19 protein-coding genes and 3 pseudogenes are annotated in these 17,392 nt (G+C 55.3%); 13 read left to right on the top strand and 9 right to left on the bottom strand.

The genetic code is table 11. The features are described 5' to 3' along the window. Positions 1-190: 190 nt before the first annotated feature. Both modF and modE read right to left on the bottom strand, forming a co-directional pair. Positions 191-1,660 carry a molybdate ABC transporter ATP-binding protein ModF gene (gene modF / locus ACQE3Z_RS13160; protein ID WP_426974129.1) on the bottom strand — a complete coding sequence of 490 codons (1,470 nt, stop codon included), beginning with the start codon at positions 1,658-1,660 and terminating at the stop codon, positions 191-193. A 76-nt stretch (positions 1,661-1,736) separates the two neighbouring features. Next, entirely contained in the window at positions 1,737-2,519 is a 783-nt protein-coding gene (modE, locus tag ACQE3Z_RS13165; protein ID WP_426974130.1) for a molybdenum-dependent transcriptional regulator, read from the bottom strand. A 164-nt stretch (positions 2,520-2,683) separates the two neighbouring features. Between modE and ACQE3Z_RS13170 the strand changes: the two genes are divergently transcribed. The 4 genes from ACQE3Z_RS13170 (at position 2,684) to modC (ending at position 5,516) form a co-directional block, all read left to right on the top strand. After that, a complete protein-coding gene (locus ACQE3Z_RS13170) occupies positions 2,684-2,839 on the top strand; it encodes an AcrZ family multidrug efflux pump-associated protein (RefSeq protein WP_426974131.1) in 156 nt (51 codons plus the stop codon). Positions 2,840-2,989: 150 nt separating this feature from the next. Further along, positions 2,990-3,766, top strand: a complete 777-nt coding sequence (gene modA / locus ACQE3Z_RS13175) for a molybdate ABC transporter substrate-binding protein (RefSeq protein ID WP_426974132.1) — start codon at positions 2,990-2,992, stop codon at positions 3,764-3,766. Beyond that, a complete protein-coding gene (gene modB / locus ACQE3Z_RS13180; protein ID WP_426974133.1) occupies positions 3,766-4,455 on the top strand; it encodes a molybdate ABC transporter permease subunit in 690 nt (229 codons plus the stop codon). The genes modA and modB overlap by 1 nt, the downstream gene beginning before the upstream one ends. Further along, positions 4,455-5,516, top strand: coding sequence for a molybdenum ABC transporter ATP-binding protein ModC (gene modC, locus ACQE3Z_RS13185; RefSeq protein ID WP_426974134.1), 1,062 nt, complete (start codon positions 4,455-4,457; stop codon positions 5,514-5,516). Before modB ends, modC begins: the two co-directional genes overlap by 1 nt. 93 nt (positions 5,517-5,609) lie before the next feature. Here modC and ACQE3Z_RS13190 read toward each other — a convergent pair. Further along, positions 5,610-5,834: pseudogene (locus ACQE3Z_RS13190) on the bottom strand (HAD hydrolase family protein); the annotation flags it as partial. Positions 5,835-5,947: 113 nt separating this feature from the next. Here ACQE3Z_RS13190 and ACQE3Z_RS13195 point away from each other — a divergent pair. The 3 genes and pseudogenes from ACQE3Z_RS13195 to ACQE3Z_RS13205 form a co-directional block, all read left to right on the top strand. Next, a pseudogene (locus ACQE3Z_RS13195) lies at positions 5,948-6,577 on the top strand (DDE-type integrase/transposase/recombinase); the annotation flags it as partial. A gap of 102 nt (positions 6,578-6,679) precedes the next feature. Further along, complete coding sequence (locus ACQE3Z_RS13200; protein ID WP_426974135.1) at positions 6,680-7,141, top strand: STM2901 family protein; 462 nt, start codon at positions 6,680-6,682, stop codon at positions 7,139-7,141. After that, positions 7,126-7,455, top strand: coding sequence for a DUF1493 family protein (locus tag ACQE3Z_RS13205; protein WP_426974136.1), 330 nt, complete (start codon positions 7,126-7,128; stop codon positions 7,453-7,455). The genes ACQE3Z_RS13200 and ACQE3Z_RS13205 overlap by 16 nt, the downstream gene beginning before the upstream one ends. Positions 7,456-7,647: 192 nt before the next feature. Here the strand turns inward: ACQE3Z_RS13205 and ACQE3Z_RS13210 are convergent, their stop codons facing one another. Both ACQE3Z_RS13210 and ACQE3Z_RS13215 read right to left on the bottom strand, forming a co-directional pair. After that, positions 7,648-8,490, bottom strand: coding sequence for a pyridoxal phosphatase (locus ACQE3Z_RS13210; protein WP_426974137.1), 843 nt, complete (start codon positions 8,488-8,490; stop codon positions 7,648-7,650). A 124-nt stretch (positions 8,491-8,614) separates the two neighbouring features. Continuing rightward, positions 8,615-8,830: pseudogene (locus tag ACQE3Z_RS13215) on the bottom strand (HAD-IIB family hydrolase); the annotation flags it as partial. Between the two features lie 158 nt (positions 8,831-8,988). Between ACQE3Z_RS13215 and pgl the strand changes: the two are divergent. Further along, on the top strand, positions 8,989-9,984 hold the full coding sequence (gene pgl, locus ACQE3Z_RS13220) for a 6-phosphogluconolactonase (RefSeq protein WP_426974138.1): 996 nt from the start codon (positions 8,989-8,991) through the stop codon (positions 9,982-9,984). Then, positions 9,960-10,130: a hypothetical protein gene (locus ACQE3Z_RS13225; RefSeq protein ID WP_426974139.1), complete on the top strand. Its 171-nt coding sequence runs from the start codon at positions 9,960-9,962 to the stop codon at positions 10,128-10,130. Before pgl ends, ACQE3Z_RS13225 begins: the two co-directional genes overlap by 25 nt. Here the strand turns inward: ACQE3Z_RS13225 and ACQE3Z_RS13230 are convergent. The 4 genes from ACQE3Z_RS13230 to bioA all read right to left on the bottom strand — a co-directional run bounded on the left by ACQE3Z_RS13230 (position 10,127) and on the right by bioA (position 13,715). After that, entirely contained in the window at positions 10,127-10,603 is a 477-nt protein-coding gene (locus ACQE3Z_RS13230) for a kinase inhibitor (RefSeq protein WP_426974140.1), read from the bottom strand. The genes ACQE3Z_RS13225 and ACQE3Z_RS13230 overlap by 4 nt on opposite strands. 12 nt (positions 10,604-10,615) lie before the next feature. Next, entirely contained in the window at positions 10,616-11,296 is a 681-nt protein-coding gene (locus tag ACQE3Z_RS13235) for a type 1 glutamine amidotransferase domain-containing protein (protein WP_426974141.1), read from the bottom strand. Further along, positions 11,296-12,348, bottom strand: a complete 1,053-nt coding sequence (locus tag ACQE3Z_RS13240) for an NADP-dependent oxidoreductase (RefSeq protein ID WP_426974142.1) — start codon at positions 12,346-12,348, stop codon at positions 11,296-11,298. Before ACQE3Z_RS13240 ends, ACQE3Z_RS13235 begins: the two co-directional genes overlap by 1 nt. 74 nt (positions 12,349-12,422) lie before the next feature. Beyond that, a complete protein-coding gene (bioA, locus tag ACQE3Z_RS13245; protein ID WP_426974368.1) occupies positions 12,423-13,715 on the bottom strand; it encodes an adenosylmethionine--8-amino-7-oxononanoate transaminase in 1,293 nt (430 codons plus the stop codon). Positions 13,716-13,801: 86 nt separating this feature from the next. Between bioA and bioB the strand changes: the two genes are divergently transcribed. The 4 genes from bioB to bioD are packed head-to-tail and all read left to right on the top strand — an operon-like array spanning position 13,802 to position 17,390. Continuing rightward, the gene (gene bioB / locus ACQE3Z_RS13250) at positions 13,802-14,833 is read left to right on the top strand and encodes a biotin synthase BioB (RefSeq protein WP_426974143.1); all 1,032 of its coding nucleotides are present in this window, start codon (positions 13,802-13,804) and stop codon (positions 14,831-14,833) included. Next, positions 14,833-15,987 carry an 8-amino-7-oxononanoate synthase gene (gene bioF, locus ACQE3Z_RS13255; protein WP_426974144.1) on the top strand — a complete coding sequence of 385 codons (1,155 nt, stop codon included), beginning with the start codon at positions 14,833-14,835 and terminating at the stop codon, positions 15,985-15,987. Before bioB ends, bioF begins: the two co-directional genes overlap by 1 nt. Next, positions 15,968-16,726, top strand: a complete 759-nt coding sequence (gene bioC / locus ACQE3Z_RS13260; protein ID WP_426974145.1) for a malonyl-ACP O-methyltransferase BioC — start codon at positions 15,968-15,970, stop codon at positions 16,724-16,726. The genes bioF and bioC overlap by 20 nt, the downstream gene beginning before the upstream one ends. Further along, on the top strand, positions 16,719-17,390 hold the full coding sequence (gene bioD / locus ACQE3Z_RS13265; protein ID WP_426974146.1) for a dethiobiotin synthase: 672 nt from the start codon (positions 16,719-16,721) through the stop codon (positions 17,388-17,390). Before bioC ends, bioD begins: the two co-directional genes overlap by 8 nt. Positions 17,391-17,392 lie beyond the last annotated feature (2 nt).

The following is a 17,392-nucleotide window of genomic DNA, read 5'->3' on the forward strand; positions in this document are numbered from 1 at the left end:
TTATTTGCCAGTGTTAATAGCACCTGATGCTTTGTGGGTTGATTAGACAGGGTGAAATAATGGTAACGGTTACATAATGAATGCCGCTTTGTGATGCGCAGCAAATGCAACAAGAGCAGGGGAAATCAGGAGATAACGATCGGCCTGCGTTTGTGGCTTCATTATGGCCCGGTTTGCCCGGGCCATAACATTAACTCAGCGCGGCAATTTCATAGCGGTAACGATCGTCCTGCGGCACAAAGCTCAAACGGTGGGTAATACATTGCGGCGCATCTTCAGCATGATGTGAAACAAACAGCAATTGCGTCTCGCCTTCGGTAATCAATATATCTACAAAGCGGCGTACCAGCTGTCGATTGATGGGATCCAGCCCCTGTAGCGGCTCGTCCAGAATCAGCAGCGCAGGGTGTTTCACCAGCGACCGCGCAATCAGCACCAGCCGCTGCTGCCCCCACGACAAACTGTGGAAAGGCGTATCGCCCTGCGTCGCCATTCCCAGCAGCGCCAGCCAGTTATCAGCCAGCTTGCGTTGGCGGTCGGAAACCGCCTGATACAGGCCGATAGAGTCGAAATAACCGGAAAGGATCACGTTGCGCACGCTGATGGCGACGCGGTAATCCAGATGCAGGCTGCTGCTGACATAGCCAATATGCTGTTTGATATCCCAGATGGTTTCGCCGCTGCCGCGCCGACGACCAAACAGGGTTAAATCGTTGCTGTAACCCTGCGGATGATCGCCGGTTACCAGGCTCAGCAAGGTCGATTTCCCTGCGCCGTTAGGCCCGACGATTTGCCAGTGCTCGCCTGGCTTAACCTCCCAGGTCAACCCGTGTAAAACCGGTTTATCGTTATAGCTGACCACGCCGTTTTTCAGCACGATGCGCGGTACGTCAGGCGCCAGCCGCGGTTGCTGAGCAGGATTATCTGCTTCCGGCACCGCCATGCCCGCCAGCTGTTCGCTGTGCGCCAGCTGCGCCACCAGCGCTTCTGCCAGCACCGTTTCGCGTGCGCCGACATGGGTGAGACTACACTCCGCCAGCACGCCGGTACGCTCGACAAAAGCGGGGATATCGTCAAAGCGATTTAACACCAGCACCAGGGTATATCCTTGCTGATGCAGCTGCTCAAGCAGCGCCGCCAGGCTGGCGCGCGAAGCCACATCCAGCCCATCAAAAGGTTCGTCCAGTACCAGCAGATCCGGCTGAGCCATAAGCGCCTGACAAAGCAGGGTTTTGCGCGTTTCACCGGTGGAAAGATATTTAAAGCGGCGTTCCAGCAGGTATTCAATGCCGAACAGCTGCGCCAGCTGGCGGCAGCGCGTTTCATCTTTTACCTCCTCCTGAATCATTTCCGCCGCCGTGCGCCCGGTATCCTCTTCGCCTTCGCTCAGGAGATCGGTATTGTTACGCTGCCACTCCTCCTCAACCAGCTTTTGCAGTTTTTCCAGCGACAGGCGCGTCGGGCGGATAAAGTCGCTGGAAAAGCGGCCCTGCAGCGGCGGCAGCTCACCTGTCAACGCGCGCGCCAGAGAAGATTTACCGCTGCCGTTAGCGCCAACAAAAGCCCAGCTTTCTCCGCCGCGCAGCGTTAAATCATTAAGGGTCAGGATCCGGGTATCGCTAAGACGAAACGTGCCTTGCGAAATTTGCAATGTAGCCATTTTTCATTCCGTTTTTTGCAGCGTAAAAAGGATTTTTAATGGCTGGCTGAAAGCTTGTCAAACAACCGTGACCAATTCAGAGCAGCGTCGCGATAATCACCCGATCGGCATTGAAATGTGCCAGCACCGTCGCCTCTGGCTGTAGATTTTGCTGCGCAACCTGCTGATTGCTTAACGTGGCGCACAGGGTTTCGCCGCTGGTCAGGCGCATCAATACTTCGCTTTGCTGCTCACCATGCTCAATCGCGCTGATGGTACAGGGAAGTTGGTTATCCGCCCCGGAAGGCGTATGGCTTACCTCGATCCAGGGCGCTTTGATCAACAGTAACACCTCCTTGCCCGCGCTCAGCTGCAAGCGATCTGCACTCTGCCGGGTCAGGGCAGCTTTCAGTCGCGTCTGTTGATCGGCTAACAACACCTCAACGTGCTGCTGCACCGACTGCGCATCGCGATTCACCAGGGTGCCAAACAGCTGATTGCGCGCGCTGGTTTGCAGCGAGAAACGGGCGATGGCTGCCAGCAGGCTATCCAGCGGCAATTGGTCATCCTGCAACACATCAAACGCTTTTTGCTGAATCTGCTCCAGCAGACGGAACAGCTCAATTAAACGTTCGCCATAGCGCGTAAGCTGCGCGCCGCCGCCGCCTTTGCCGCCCGTTGCGCGCTCTACCAGCGTGCGCTCCGCCAGCTGATTCATCTCATTGATCGCATCCCATGCGCTTTTGTAACTGATGCCAGCCAGCTTTGCGCCCTGGCTAATTGAACCGGTGTGTTTGATTTGCTGCAATAACGCAATCCGGCGCGGATCGGCAAACAGCTTCTGCTGTAGTCGAATAATCAGAGAAATATCAGCCTGCATGCTAAATCCCAAAAAGTGGTAATCATCGGATTGTAAAAGAGGCGGCAGGGAGTGTCACGGCGTTAAGCATTGCCGCTTAAGGAAAGGTAAAGCGCACAAAATAGCAGTGCGTTTTCTGCCACGCTGGTTAAAATGGTTTTTTTACCGTAATAAACGAGGCAACTATGCTGGAGTTATTAAAAAGCCTTGCTGTCGCCGTGATCATGGTGCCGATCGTAATGGCGGTCATTCTTGGCCTGATTTATGGCCTGGGCGAAGTTTTCAACGTCATTTCTAAATTCGGTCATCGTAATGACCAGCCGGCAAAGCATCGCCAGTAATCCCACCGCGCGATTCTCTTCTTTTAGCAGGGCGGACATGATGTCGGCCCTGCTGTTTATCTACCTATTCGCCGCTATTTGATCAAACGTATGACATACCTTCCTGTCTCGTTATATTATGCGCTATATAACGTAACCAGGAGAAATGCTATGTCTGCTGTTAAATGGAGCCGCTGGCTGGGTGCTGCCGCCATCAGTTTGAGCGTATCGGGGCACGCCGTTGCCGCGCAAAATGTAACGGTGTTTGCCGCCGCGTCGCTGACCAATGCGCTACAGGATATTGTCAGCCAGTATGAAAAAAACAAACATGAGATTAAAATCGTTACCTCTTACGCCTCCTCGTCGACGCTGGCGCGTCAGATAGAGCAGGGCGCGCCGGCCGATCTGTTTATTTCCGCCGATCAGCAGTGGATGAATTACGCGGCGCAAAAAAACAGTATCGAGGGCGATTCGCGCTATACGCTGCTGGGCAACGATTTGGTGCTTATCGCGCCTGCCGATGCACAGGCGAAAGCGGTTACCATTGATAAAAATACCCACTGGAAAAGTCTGCTAAAGGGGCAGCGTATTGCTACCGGCGATCCGGATCATGTTCCGGCCGGTATTTATGCGAAAGAGGCCTTACAAAATTTAGGCGCCTGGGATACGCTGTCGCCGGTTATGGCGCGCGCCAATAATGTACGCGCCGCGCTGGCGCTGGTGGAACGTAACGAAACCCCCTACGGAATTGTTTACGGCTCTGATGCAGTCGCCAGCCATAACGTGACGGTGGTCGGGCATTTCCCGGCAAACAGCCATAAACCGGTGGAATATCCGATGGCCATTGTCAAAGATCACCGCCATCCTGCCGTCAGCGCATTTTATGACTACTTAAAAGGGCCTGAGGCGGCAGCAATATTTAAAAAATATGGATTTACGCCACGCTAATGATATTGAGTGATGTTGAATGGCAGGCTGTCGAGCTCAGCCTGAAAGTTTCTGCTATTGCTGTGTTATTCAGTTTGCCTTTTGGCATCTTGCTCGCCTGGGTGCTGGCGCGCCGTGAGTTTCGTGGCAAAGCCCTGCTGGATAGTTTGATCCATCTGCCGCTGGTGCTGCCGCCGGTGGTGGTGGGTTATCTGCTGCTGCTGTCGCTTGGGCGGCGCGGCTGGCTGGGCGCATGGCTCTATGACTGGTTTGGCATCAGCTTCGCGTTTAGCTGGCGCGGTGCAGCGTTGGCTGCCGCCGTGGTGGCGCTGCCGCTGATGGTGCGCGCTATTCGCCTGGCGCTGGAGGCGGTCGATCCGAAACTGGAGCAGGCGGCGCGTACTCTCGGGGCCGGACGCTTGCGCGTGTTTTTTACGGTTACTCTGCCGCTTACGCTGCCGGGCCTGATCGCCGGTACCGTGCTCGCCTTTGCCCGCTCGCTCGGCGAGTTTGGCGCCACCATTACTTTTGTATCCAATATTCCTGGCGAAACCCGCACTATTCCACTGGCGATGTTTACGCTGCTGGAAACGCCGGGAGCCGAAACGAATGCCGCCAGACTCTGCCTGATCGCTATTGCGCTGGCGCTGATTTCATTGCTGCTGTCGGAATGGCTGGCTCGCTGGGGCCGTAAGCGTCTGGGGGGCTGATGCTGGAACTTAACTTCACGTTGCAACAGGGCGACAGCTCGCTGCAGATCGATACGCAGCTGCCCGCCAGCGGTATCACCGCCATTTTTGGCGTCTCGGGCGCGGGCAAAACCTCATTGATCAATGCCATCGCCGGGCTGGCTGCGCCGCAGCAGGGCTATATCCGCCTGAACGGGCGCACGCTGAGCGATGCGGAACAGGCTGTCTGGCTACCGCCGGAGAAACGGCGCGTCGGCTATGTGTTTCAGGAGGCGCGCCTGTTTCCGCATTACCGGGTGCGCGGCAATCTGCGCTACGGTATGGCCAAAAGCCGCCAGGGGCAGTTTGATGCGCTGGTCAGTTTGTTGGGTATTGGCGACCTGCTGGATCGCTTTCCCTGGTCGCTCTCCGGCGGTGAAAAGCAACGCGTGGCGATTGGACGCGCGCTGTTAACCGCGCCCGATATCCTGCTAATGGATGAGCCGTTGGCGGCGCTGGATCTGCTACGTAAGCGCGAGCTGCTGCCCTATTTGCAGAAGCTGGCAAAGCAGGTAGATATTCCCTTGCTTTACGTGTCGCACAGTCTGGATGAGATCTTACAGCTGGCGGATCGGGTGCTGGTACTTGATAACGGTCAGGTTAAAGCGACCGGGACGCTGGAAGAGGTATGGAACGGCAGCGCGCTACGTCCGTGGCTGCCGCGTAGCGAACAGAGCAGCGTACTGCGCGTGCAGGTACTGGAGCAGCATCCCGATTATGCCATGACCGCACTGTCGCTTGGCGACCAGCATATCTGGGTCAGCCGGGTAGACGCGCCGCTGAAAACGCCGCTGCGTATTCGCGTTCAGTCATCGGACGTGTCGTTAATTCTGCAACCGCCGCTTAACAGCACCATTCGTAATGTGTTGCCCGCGCAGGTCAGCGAGCTGATTGAAGTCTCCAATCAGCAGATTGAAGTCAAGCTGCGTATCGGTTCCAGCGAGCTGTGGGCGCGCATCACGCCGTGGGCGCGCGATGAGCTGGCGATCAAACCGGGAATGTGGCTGTACGCCCAGATCAAAAGCGTTTCTATCACGCCCTGAAAGCGGCGGAGCCGTCCCTGGCTCCGCGGTTTTTTCTCTGCCTGTCAGGTAAGGCAGCAACGGCGGGTCCGTTGATGTATGGCACTTAAGGCTTTACAGCACTTCGCGCCGAATGGTTTCTGCAATCCCTGGTTCCAGGTTAGTGCCAATAACCCGCGCGGCGCGCGCTTTAATCGCCTCATCGGCGTTGCCCATCGCGACGCCCAGCCCCACCGTTTCCAGCATGCTGAGATCGTTATAATTATCGCCGAACGCCAGCACATCTTTCATTTCCAGTCCCTGCGAAGCGACCCATTGCGCCAGCCGTTTGCCTTTTGAAGTGGTTTACTGAATTTGGCCACCTGAACAGAGGTGATATGTTTACCTCAGAACAACACAGGTGCACCAATGAAAAGAAGAAATTTTAGTCGTGAATTCAAACGTGAATCCGACGAAGCCAGGTGCTGGATCTGTATAACATCAGCCATGGTCGGAGCAAGGAACATCTCCACAATGGCGACTCAGAGAAGCTATCGGATGGGGCGCTGGCTTGCTGGCAGACTTATGAAAGAGCTGGAGCTGGTCAGTTGCCAGCAGCCGACTCATCAATATAAACGTGGCGGCCATGAACACGTCGCTATCCCGAATCACCTTGAGCAGCCGTTCGCAGTGACAGTGCCAAATCAGGTGCGGCGACGTGACGTATAGTTAGACAGGTAAGCGCTGGAAATGGCATGGGAAGCGCGCGGCAAGCCAGGTGGAGTGATGTTCCACAGTGATCAGGGCAGTCATTATACAAGCAGGCAGTTCCGGCAGTTACTGTGGCAGTGCCCGATCAAATAGAGTATGAGTCGACGTGGAAACTGCCGGGATAACAGCCCGATGGAGCGAGGAGCCTGAAGAATGAGTGGGTGCCGGTGACAGGTTACATAAGCTTCAGTGATGCTGCCCATGCAATAACAGACTATATCGTTGGAGATTACAGCGCGCTCAGACCGCACGAATATAACGGTGGGTTACCACCAAACCAATCGGAAAATCGATACTGGAAAAACTCTAAAGATGTGGCCAGTTTTTGTTGACCACTTCAAGTAGACAATTGCGTATAACTCCCATAATTGTTAGTTAGAACAACGAGATTGTGTGTTGTATAATTGTTCGTCATGGTTAGAGGGAGTGAGTAAATGGACACTACTGAAACACTGAATGGTACGTACTTCTACGGCGGGTTATCAAACCTGACACCACAACAACTATGGTGGGCTATAACCATCGCCGTTGTGAGCAATCATCTGGGGATCTCGGCGGTTGATGCTGCACTGGTGATCTCAGGACAGCCAATCATAGGTACGAGAGCCAAGCCAGGAACGGCAACGCCGGGTACATCTATTGCTTCTAAGTACATCAGTCATTGGCTGAATTATAAACTGCCACGTGGGATCAGATTACCAACGTTGACAGGTAAAACTATCAATAGCTTAAGATTAAGTTCAACCAATAATTTAGGTCGGTTCGTTGGTCGTAATGTTCCCTGGCTCGGTTGGGTTATGACATTTACTACGATTTATGACATTCAGAGAGATGTTAAGGATACATATAATCGTGTAGCGGCTCCTAAAGATCGCATTCAGTGGACATACTTCTAATGAGAGATATTGAGAAAGAAATTATCGATTTTATCGATCAGGAATATAACACAAAAAAGTACTTTCTCTTTGGGCCAAAGCGAACCATTACGCTTGATACAAGTATTAGAGACGATCTAAAACTCGTATTTGAAGATAGTGAAGAGTTACTACATGAATACTTTAAGCGTTGGAATGTAGATTCAGGAAAATTTGAAATACTTAACTATCTGAATCCAGAATATCTTGGAAGTAAAGAGCCAGATCCGTATAAGCCTCTAACAGTTGGTATGCTCGTTGAAAGTGCTAAAGCTGGACGTTGGTTATATAGTTGAATGATATATTACAGTTCATTTTAAATGCCCAATGTATGGGCATTTTTTGTTTTAAGATTAACAATGTGATTTGATCCGTGTTTTTATAGTCATTAATAAATACACAGAAAGGTTAGCCGTACTAACTGTTCATCAATGTAAGTTCGCATTCCATTTTCTGGTATAAATTGTATCATTTCATACATTCCTGTTTCAGTTGCACGCTGTTGATTGTTGTTCTGAAAAATACTTATTAACTATTTCTGCTATTCCTGGCTCAACATTAGTACCTATAACAAGATCAGCGCTATCTTTAACCTTATCAGAAGCGTTACCCATTGCTACACCAAGACCAGCATTCTTTAGCATACTAATATCGTTGTAGTTATCACCAAAAGCGATAACCTGGCTCATAGATAAACTCTGAGATTCAACCCATTGTGCTAAGCGTTTACCTTTACTGTTTCCGCTTTGGGCTATATCTACCTGATCATGCCAAGACCACTCACAAGCAAGGCCAAGCTCGCTTTCAACCACATCAGTAAAGTTTTGCAACTTCACTATATCAGTATCAGTAAGAGCAAATTTCCAGATTGCCGATACGTCATCTGCGGCTTCTCGTATTGAGTTTACTTTTTTAAACACAGGACGCTGCGATGCTGGTAGGGCTCTTGCCCAATTTTCAGTACGGATGATGTGCCCGGTTGCTTCTTGATAAATCATGGCGTCATCGGCGTACATCAATCCATGAACATCGTAACTATCAAGCAGATCAATCAACTTAATAGCTTGTTCAGCTTGCAGGGGATCAGACTCAAGCACCTTCTTTTCTTGGTAATTGTACAATAATGCACCATTACAGCATATCGCAGGGGTATCTAATGCAAGTGATTGATAAAATGGGTGAATTGCAACAAAATGTCTTCCGGTAACAATGATGACTTTTGCACCAGACTTACGGGCATTCTCTAAGGCAGTGAGTGATTCAGAGAGGATTTTTTTTTCTGGGGTCAATAAAGTGCCGTCCAGATCGAGAGCTATTACCTGATAATCCATGCTATTTTCGCAGTGTCTTAGTTAGAAGATGTACTGATAGTACACCGCTTGCTTTGTTGATCAACACTTGTAAGTCATGGGAAGGGAAGCATGGACAGGATTTTTTTGTAGTAATGCTTTACCCATACAAACAGGCACCATTACAGCAGATTGCAGGTGTATCTAACGCCAGCGCCTGATAAAAAGGATGGATGGCGCAGTGATGACGTCCGGTAACGATCAGGACTTTTACCCCGGCCCGTTGGGCTTCGGCAAGGGCGGCCAGCGATTCAGGAAGAATGGTTTTACGCGGCGTCAGCAGCGTACCGTCAAGGTCGAGGGCAATCACGCGATAGCTCATAGTTAATTCCGCCAGTCATTATTAGCAAAGCAGCGATGTTACACCCTGTGGTGCTGGTCACCAAACCATAGCGGCACAATCAATCCGCCGAGTCTGGTTAAAACACGCTACCCTTTGCCACAGGCCAACAATTACAGGTAATCAGACAAGGAGAATTCATGAAGCAAGTTGTTTATACCGCCAGTCCGGAAAGCCAACAGATTCACGTCTGGCGTATGAATGAGGATGGCGCGCTGACGCTGTTGCAAGTGGTGGATGTCGCCGGTCAGGTGCAGCCGATGGTGGTGAACCCCACCCAGCCTTTTTTATACGTAGGCGTGCGCCCGCAGTTCCGTACTATTGCATATCGTATCGCTGAGGATGGCACGCTGAGCGAAGCGGGGCAGGCCTCGCTGCCGGGCAGCCCGACGCATATCTCTACCGACCATCAGGGCCGGTTCCTGTTCTGCGGATCCTATAACGACGCCTGCGTCAGCATTAGCCCGATCGGCGCTGATGGCGTACCGCTGGAGCCGAGCCAGATTATTAACGGGCTGGAAGGGTGCCATTCCGCGAATATCGGCAGCGACAACCAGACGCTATTTGTACCAGCCCTGAAGCAGGATCGTATCTGCCTGTTTGATGTTCATGCCACCGGAAAACTCACGCCGCATCAGCAGCCGCAGGTCACTACCGTTGAGGGCGCAGGCCCGCGTCATATGGTGTTCCATCCCAGTCAGCAGTATGCCTACTGCGTCAATGAGCTTAACAGCACCGTTGACGTCTGGAAGCTGCGCAACGCCCACGGCGAAGTAGAGTGCGTACAGAGTCTGGATATGCAGCCTGCCGACTTTACCGACACGCGCTGGGCGGCGGATATTCATCTGACGCCGAATGGTCGTCATCTTTACGCCTGCGATCGTACCTCCAGCACCCTGACTATTTTCAGCGTCAGCGAAGATGGCAGCATGTTAACTCTGCAAGGGCATCAGCCGACGGAAACCCAACCGCGCGGCTTTAACATCGATCGCAGCGGCCAGTATCTGGTTGCGGCAGGGCAGAAATCGCATCATATCGAAGTCTATCGTATCGATGGCGAGCAGGGGCTGCTGACGCCGCTGGCGCGCTATGCGGTAGGGCAGGGGCCGATGTGGGTGGTGATCCACGCGCTGTAAAACTTGAGCCGCATCGCAGCGCTGCGGCAATGGTGGCAAGGCTGCACAATAACACGCAGTTCAGTCAGCAGATGGTAAAAGCAAAAGAGGAATTCAGGCGGCTGGCAGCAGGCGGAGCGCACCAGCGCCCCGCTGAATACTATTAGCTGTAATGCACGGTAATCGATGCGCTGGCGAGGCGGTGGAAATGGACATTAAAGCCCACCATCGCGCCGCTGGCGTTTTCATCCACCTCGATTTTATCCACGTCCAGCGCATGTACGGTAAAAATATAGCGGTGGCTTTCGCCCTGCGGCGGGGCCGCGCCGCCGTAGCCCGCTTTACCAAAATCGGTGCGCGTCTGGATCGCCTCTTCAGGCAGCGATGCCTGGCCGGAACCCGCGCCCTGTGGCAGTACCGTGACGTCAGCAGGAATATTCGCCACCACCCAGTGCCACCAGCCGGAACCGGTCGGCGCATCAGGATCGTAGCAGGTCACGACAAAACTTTTCGTGCCTTCCGGCACCTCATCCCAGGCAAGATGCGGTGAAATGTTATCGCCCTGATAACCCATGCCATTAAAGACATGGCGCTCCGGCATCTTTTCGCCGTCGTTGAAATTGTGACTATAAACCCTCATCGCCTCTCCATTTTATTGATGCAACAGTTTCAGTAACTCTTCGGCGGTGGCGGCAGAAGAAGCGGGATTCTGGCCGGTGATCAGATGACCATCGGTTACCGTCCAGACGCCCCAGTCCTGGGTGCGTTCAAACAGGCCGCCCTGTTTCTTCAGCTCATCCTCTACCAGGAAAGGCACAATATCTGACAGTCCGACCGCCTGCTCTTCGCTGTTGGTAAAGCCGGTGACGCGTTTACCCGCTACCAGCGGTGTACCGTCTGGTTTTTTCACATGGCGCAAAACGCCAGGCGCGTGGCAAACGGTAGCGACCGGCTTACCGTTAGCGAACAGATTTTCAATCAGCGCGATACTGTGCTTATCCTCGGCCAGATCCCATAGCGGACCGTGGCCGCCGGGATAAAATACCGCGTCGTACTTGCTGCCATCAATGGTTTCCAGACGTTGCGTATTCGCCAGCGCCTGCTGAGCAGCAATATCCTGACGAAAGCGTTGGGTATCGTGGGTCTGCACATCCGGCTCGTCGCTTTTCGGATCGAGCGGCGGCTGCCCGCCCTGCGGCGAGGCAAGTACCACGCTGATACCGGCATCCTTGAAGATATAATAAGGCGCAGCAAACTCCTCCAGCCAGAAGCCGGTTTTTTTGCCGGTATCGCCCAGCCGATCGTGGGACGTTAAGACCATTAAAATTTTCATTACTGCTCTCCCGGTTGATCCGCTGCTACCTGAATAACCAGCTTGCCGAAGTTTTTGCCTTCCAGCATGCCGATAAAGGCTTCAGGCGCGTTTTCCAGCTCATCAACCCTATGTTCACGGAACACCAGGCGATCTTCCGCTACCCACTGGCTCATCTGACGGAAAAACTCCTCAAAACGATCGCCGTAATCCTGATTGATAATAAAGCCCTGCACCCGCAGGCGCTTACGCAGAATGGCTCCCTGGAACAGCGGTAAATGATCCTGTCCCTGCGGCAGGTCGGTGCTGTTATAGTCGGCAATCAGACCGCACAGTGGGATTCGGCCTTTGCTGTTCATCAGCGGCAATACCGCGTTGAATACTTTGCCGCCGACATTTTCAAAATAGACGTCGATGCCGTCAGGGCAGTGCTGCTTCAGCTGCTGCGCCAGATCGTCGCGGCGGTGATCGACACAGTGGTCAAAGCCCAGTTTTTCCATAGCGTAGCGGCATTTTTCTTCGCCGCCGGCGATGCCGACCACGCGACAGCCTTTCAGCTTCGCGATTTGACCCACTACCGAGCCAACGGCACCGGTTGCGGCGGCCACCACCACGGTTTCGCCCGGCTGCGGATTACCAATATCCAGCAGCCCCATATAGGCGGTAAAGCCGGTCATTCCCAACAGGCTCAGCGCCCACGAAGGGTGCTTTAATACCGGGCCCTGTAATTTAAACAGCCCGCGACCATCCGACAGCGCATAGTCCTGCCAGCCGCTCTGGCTGACCACCCAGTCGCCATGCTGATAGTCGGGATGCTGCGACTGCTCAACAATCGCCACCGTACCGCCGCCCAGCACATCTCCCACGGCAAAAGGCTCAACGTAGGAAGGCGCATCGCTCATGCGACCGCGCATATAAGGGTCGAGTGAGAGATAAACCGTCCGTAACAGCAGCTCTCCCTCGCCGGGCGTGGGAACCGGCTGCGTATCAAGACGAAAGTTGGCGGAAGTCGGCGCACCATGTGGACGCGAGACCAGAATGACGCGGCGATTATGCTCTTTCTGCTGTGACATTATTCACTCCTTGGCTAATGGGGATGCTAAAAGCGTAGTTTATCCCACGGCCCCGCGCTTAACGGCGGTCGGCATTAGCCCGGCAGAAACAGTTCGGCGTGATCCAGGGCCGCCTTAATTGCTTCAGTTAGCTGGCTCAGCTGCTGCGATGTAATCACATAGGGCGGCATCAGATAGATCAGCTTGCCAAAGGGACGGATCCATACGCCGTGCTCAACGAAAAAGCGTTGTATTGCCGCCATATTCACCGGCTGACGGCTTTCAATCACGCCGATAGCACCCAGCACGCGCGCGTCCGCTACCTGCGGATGAGCCGCCAGCGGCAGCAGCGCGGTGCGTAGCTGTTGTTCAATGGTCGCTACCTGCGTTTGCCAGTCGCCTTCCTGCAGCAGCGCCAGACTGGCATCGGCCACGGCGCAGGCCAGCGGATTGCCCATAAAGGTTGGTCCGTGCATAAAGCAGCGCGCCGCACCATTGCTGATGGTGTTCGCCACTTCGCGTGTGGTCAGCGTGGCGGAAAGCGTCATGGTGCCGCCGGTCAGCGCTTTGCCCAGACAAAGAATATCAGGTGCGATACCGGCATGGTCGCAGGCGAAAAGTTTGCCGGTACGGCCAAAGCCGGTGGCGATCTCATCGGCAATCAACAGTACCTGATAGCGATCGCACAGCGCGCGGACCTGCTGCAGATAATCAGGATGGTAAAAGCGCATCCCGCCAGCGCCCTGCACAATCGGCTCAAGGATCACGGCGGCGAGGCTGCCTGCATGCGTGGCAATCTGCGCGGCAAATTCGGCAATATCCTGCTCATCCCAGCAATCATCAAAGCCACACTGCGGCGCGGGCGCAAACAGATGCGTAGGCAGATAGCCCTGCCACAGGCTGTGCATTGAATTATCGGGATCGCAAACCGACATGGCGGAGAAAGTATCGCCATGATAGCCGCGTCGCAGGGTCAAAAAGCGTTGCCGCCGCTCACCGCGCGCCTGCCAGTATTGCAGCGCCATTTTCATTGCCACTTCCACTGCCACCGAGCCGGAATCGGCCAGAAACACGCACTCCAGCGGCGCAGGCGTCATGGCGACCAGACGGCGACAGAGCGCCACGGCGGAGGGATGCGTAATACCGCCGAACATCACATGCGACATTTGCGCCATCTGTTGCTGCAGCGCCTGATTCAGACGAGGGTGGTTATAGCCGTGGATCGCCGCCCACCACGAGGACATGCCATCCACAAGTTGGCGGCCATCGGCCAGTTGCAAATGAACGCCCTGCGCGCCCACTACCGGATAACAGGGCAGCGGTTCGCTCATGGAGGTATAAGGGTGCCAGATATGGTCGCGGTCGAAGGCGAGATCGTCAGAAGTCATGATCACTTGTAAACCAAAATAAAAAGATTTAGTTTACAAGTCTACATCAGATACCATGATAAAAACGACCCTTTCTGGAGTAAGCAATGTCAATGCGCTGGACGCTGGCACAGGCTAAGGCCCTGTTTAATAAGCCTTTTCTTGAACTTATGTTTGAAGCGCAGCAGGTACACCGGCAGCACTTCGACCCGCGTCAGGTACAGGTGAGTACGCTGTTATCGATTAAAACCGGTGCCTGCCCGGAAGATTGCAAATACTGTCCGCAAAGCGCCCGTTATAAAACCGGGCTGGAATCGGAACGCCTGATGGAAGTGGAAGAGGTGCTGGCCTCGGCGCGTAAGGCGAAAGCGGCAGGCTCCTCCCGTTTCTGTATGGGCGCGGCATGGAAAAACCCCAACGATCGCGATATGCCTTACCTGGAAAAAATGGTGCAGGGCGTAAAGGCGATGGGGCTGGAAACCTGTATGACGCTGGGTACCCTTAACGATGAGCAGGCACAGCGGCTGGGCGCAGCGGGACTCGATTTTTACAACCATAACCTTGATACCTCGCCGGAGTTTTACGGCAATATCATCACTACCCGCACCTATCAGGAGCGACTGGATACGCTGGAAAAAGTGCGCGAGGCGGGGATCAAAGTCTGCTCCGGTGGCATCGTTGGCCTGGGGGAAGAGGTAAAGGATCGCGCCGCGCTGCTGGTACAGCTGGCGAACCTGCCGACGCCGCCGGAAAGCGTGCCGATCAATATGCTGGTTAAGGTCAAAGGCACGCCGCTGGCGGATAACGAGGATGTCGATCCTTTTGATTTTATCCGTACCATCGCCGTGGCGCGCATCATGATGCCGCGTTCGCACGTGCGTCTCTCCGCCGGACGCGAGCAGATGAGTGAGCAGACCCAGGCAATGTGCTTTATGGCGGGCGCGAACTCTATTTTCTACGGTTGCAAACTGCTCACCACGCCTAACCCGGAAGAGGATAAGGATCTGCTGCTGTTCCGTAAGCTGGGCCTTAATCCTGAGCACACCCACACTCACGCCGGGGATAACGAACAGCAACAGGCGCTGGCGCAGCAGCTGGTTAACGCCGATACCCCACAGTATTACAACGCGGCCCAGTAATGAGCTGGCAACATCGGATTGCAGCAGCGCTGACCGAGCGTCAACAGCAGCAGCGCTTTCGTCAGCGCAGTCTGCTGGAACAGAGCCGCGCGGGCTGGCTGCTGCATAACGGAAAACGCTACCGCAACTTCGCCAGCAATGATTATCTCGGGCTGAGCCATGATGCGCGTCTGGTGCAGGCCTGGCAGCAGGGCGCTGAACGCTACGGCGTGGGTGCCGGGGCGTCGGGCCATGTCACCGGCTATGCGTTGCCGCACGCTCAGCTGGAAGCGGAGCTGGCTGACTGGCTTGGCTATCCCTGTGCGCTGCTGTTTAATTCCGGCTATGCCGCCAATCAGGCTGCGATCGGCGCGCTGGCAAAGGCGGGCGACCGTATCCTGGCGGATAAACTGTCACACGCCTCGCTGCTGGAAGCGGCCAGCCTTAGTCCGGCCACGCTGCGGCGTTTTGCCCATAATCAGCCAGAGAGCCTGCAACGTCTGTTAACCCCGCAAGAGGCGGGCGAAACGCTGGTGGTCACCGAAGGCGTATTCAGCATGGATGGCGACAGCGCGCCGCTGGGCGCGCTGCATCAGCTTACTCAGCAGGCAGGCGGCTGGCTGCTGGTGGATGATGCACATGGTATCGGCGTACAGGGCGAACAGGGACGCGGCAGCTGCTGGCAGCAGGGCGTCAGGCCAGAACTGCTGATCGTGACCTTTGGCAAAGCGTTTGGCATCAGCGGCGCGGCGTTGCTGTGCGATAACGACACCGCTAATTATCTGCTGCAGTTTGCCCGCCATCTGATCTACAGCACGGCAATGCCGCCAGCGCAGGCCGAAGCGCTGCGTGCGGCATTGCACGCTGTCCAGCAGGGCGACGATCTGCGTCAACAACTGGCGGCGAACATTGCCCGCTTTCGTCACGGCGCCGCGCAACTCTCCTTGATGCTGCTGCCTTCCTCCACCGCTATCCAGCCGCTGCTGGTGGGTGAGGATAGCCAGGCGATGACGCTCGCCAGCCGTCTGCGTCAGCGCGGCTGCTGGGTTACAGCGATTCGCCCCCCCACGGTGCCGCCGGGCACGGCACGCCTGCGTCTTACCTTAACCGCAAGTCACACGGCGGACGATATCGATCGGCTACTGGAGGCGCTGTATGACGCACAAAGTGAATAAGCAGGCGGTGGCGCAGGCATTTGGCCGCGCGGCAGGCGGTTACGACCGCTTTGCCGAACTGCAGCGCTACAGCGGAGAACGCCTTATGGCGTTGCAGCCTGCGTTATCCGGCGGAACCGTGCTGGATGCGGGTTGCGGCACCGGCTGGTTCAGCCGACGCTGGCGCGAGCAGGGTCATCAGGTCGTTGCCCTCGATCTTTCGCCAGGCATGCTGGCACAGGCGCGGCGCGATGAGACCGCGCATCACTATCTGCTGGGTGATATTGAGGCGCTGCCGCTGCATGCGCGTTGCGTGGATATCTGCTGGAGTAATCTGGCGATGCAGTGGTGCGACGATCTGGCGCAGGGGCTGCGCGAGCTGTGTCGGGTAACGCGCCCTGGCGGACGGGTGCTGTTTTCTACTCTGGCGGAGGATTCGCTGTATGAGATGCGCAGCGCCTGGCAGGCACTGGATGACTATCAACATGTGAATACCTTTCTTTCCGTGGCGGCGATCCAGCGTGCTGGCGACGACCTGGGGCTGCGGCTGAGCAGCGAAACGGTTGAGCAGCGCTTTCCCGATGTGCGCAGCGCGCTGCAATCGCTAAAAGGCATCGGTGCCACTCATATTCATCAGGGGCGTGCCAGCGGGCTATTAACGCGCCAGCGCCTGCAGCAGCTGGCACAGCACTGGCCGCAGGATGAACGCGGCTATCGCCTCTCTTATCAACTGGTAACCGGAGTAATTGATTGTGAGTAACTGCTGGTTCCTGACCGGAACCGATACCGAAGTAGGCAAAACCGTTGCCAGCAGCGCGCTGCTGCAGGCCGCTAACCGCGCGGGCTTTCTTACCGCAGGCTATAAGCCGGTGGCCTCCGGCAGTGAAATGACGCCGGAGGGCATCCGCAACGGCGATGCGCTGGCGCTGCAGCGTAACAGCAGCGTGCCGCTGAGCTATGAAGAGGTGAATCCGCTGGTGTTTATGGAGCCGACATCGCCGCATATTGTCAGCGCCGATACCGGTCAGCCGATTGAATTTGCGCGGCTTTCCGCCGGGCTGCAGACGCTACGGGAAAAAGCTGAATGGGTGCTGGTCGAGGGCGCGGGCGGCTGGTATACGCCGTTGTCGGAGCAGCAGACATATGCTGACTGGGTGCGCGAGGAGCAGCTGCCGGTGATCCTGGTGGTGGGCATTAAACTGGGCTGTATCAACCATGCGATGCTCAGCGCTGAAGCGATCCTCAATGCAGGGCTGCCGCTGGCGGGCTGGATCGCCAACGATATTCAGCCGCCGGGCCGACGTCATCAGGAATATATGGCGACCCTGCAACAGCGCCTGCCTGCGCCGATGCTGGGCGAAATCCCCTGGCTGGAACAGGTTGATAACGCCGCGCTGGGCGACTATGTTCGTCTGCCCGTCTGACG

Origin of the sequence: Pantoea sp. FN0307 (genome assembly GCF_050113815.1) — a bacterium.
GTDB lineage: Bacteria > Pseudomonadota > Gammaproteobacteria > Enterobacterales > Enterobacteriaceae > Mixta > Mixta alhagi.

Coding starts and splice junctions, on each gene's coding strand:
- modF (WP_426974129.1), bottom strand. CDS start 1,660: ATGGCTACATTGCAAATTTCGCAAGGCACGTTTCGTCTTAGCGATACC.
- modE (WP_426974130.1), bottom strand. CDS start 2,519: ATGCAGGCTGATATTTCTCTGATTATTCGACTACAGCAGAAGCTGTTT.
- ACQE3Z_RS13170 (WP_426974131.1), top strand. CDS start 2,684: ATGCTGGAGTTATTAAAAAGCCTTGCTGTCGCCGTGATCATGGTGCCG.
- modA (WP_426974132.1), top strand. CDS start 2,990: ATGTCTGCTGTTAAATGGAGCCGCTGGCTGGGTGCTGCCGCCATCAGT.
- modB (WP_426974133.1), top strand. CDS start 3,766: ATGATATTGAGTGATGTTGAATGGCAGGCTGTCGAGCTCAGCCTGAAA.
- modC (WP_426974134.1), top strand. CDS start 4,455: ATGCTGGAACTTAACTTCACGTTGCAACAGGGCGACAGCTCGCTGCAG.
- ACQE3Z_RS13200 (WP_426974135.1), top strand. CDS start 6,680: ATGGACACTACTGAAACACTGAATGGTACGTACTTCTACGGCGGGTTA.
- ACQE3Z_RS13210 (WP_426974137.1), bottom strand. CDS start 8,490: ATGGATTATCAGGTAATAGCTCTCGATCTGGACGGCACTTTATTGACC.
- pgl (WP_426974138.1), top strand. CDS start 8,989: ATGAAGCAAGTTGTTTATACCGCCAGTCCGGAAAGCCAACAGATTCAC.
- ACQE3Z_RS13230 (WP_426974140.1), bottom strand. CDS start 10,603: ATGAGGGTTTATAGTCACAATTTCAACGACGGCGAAAAGATGCCGGAG.
- ACQE3Z_RS13235 (WP_426974141.1), bottom strand. CDS start 11,296: ATGAAAATTTTAATGGTCTTAACGTCCCACGATCGGCTGGGCGATACC.
- ACQE3Z_RS13240 (WP_426974142.1), bottom strand. CDS start 12,348: ATGTCACAGCAGAAAGAGCATAATCGCCGCGTCATTCTGGTCTCGCGT.
- bioA (WP_426974368.1), bottom strand. CDS start 13,715: ATGACTTCTGACGATCTCGCCTTCGACCGCGACCATATCTGGCACCCT.
- bioB (WP_426974143.1), top strand. CDS start 13,802: ATGTCAATGCGCTGGACGCTGGCACAGGCTAAGGCCCTGTTTAATAAG.
- bioF (WP_426974144.1), top strand. CDS start 14,833: ATGAGCTGGCAACATCGGATTGCAGCAGCGCTGACCGAGCGTCAACAG.
- bioC (WP_426974145.1), top strand. CDS start 15,968: ATGACGCACAAAGTGAATAAGCAGGCGGTGGCGCAGGCATTTGGCCGC.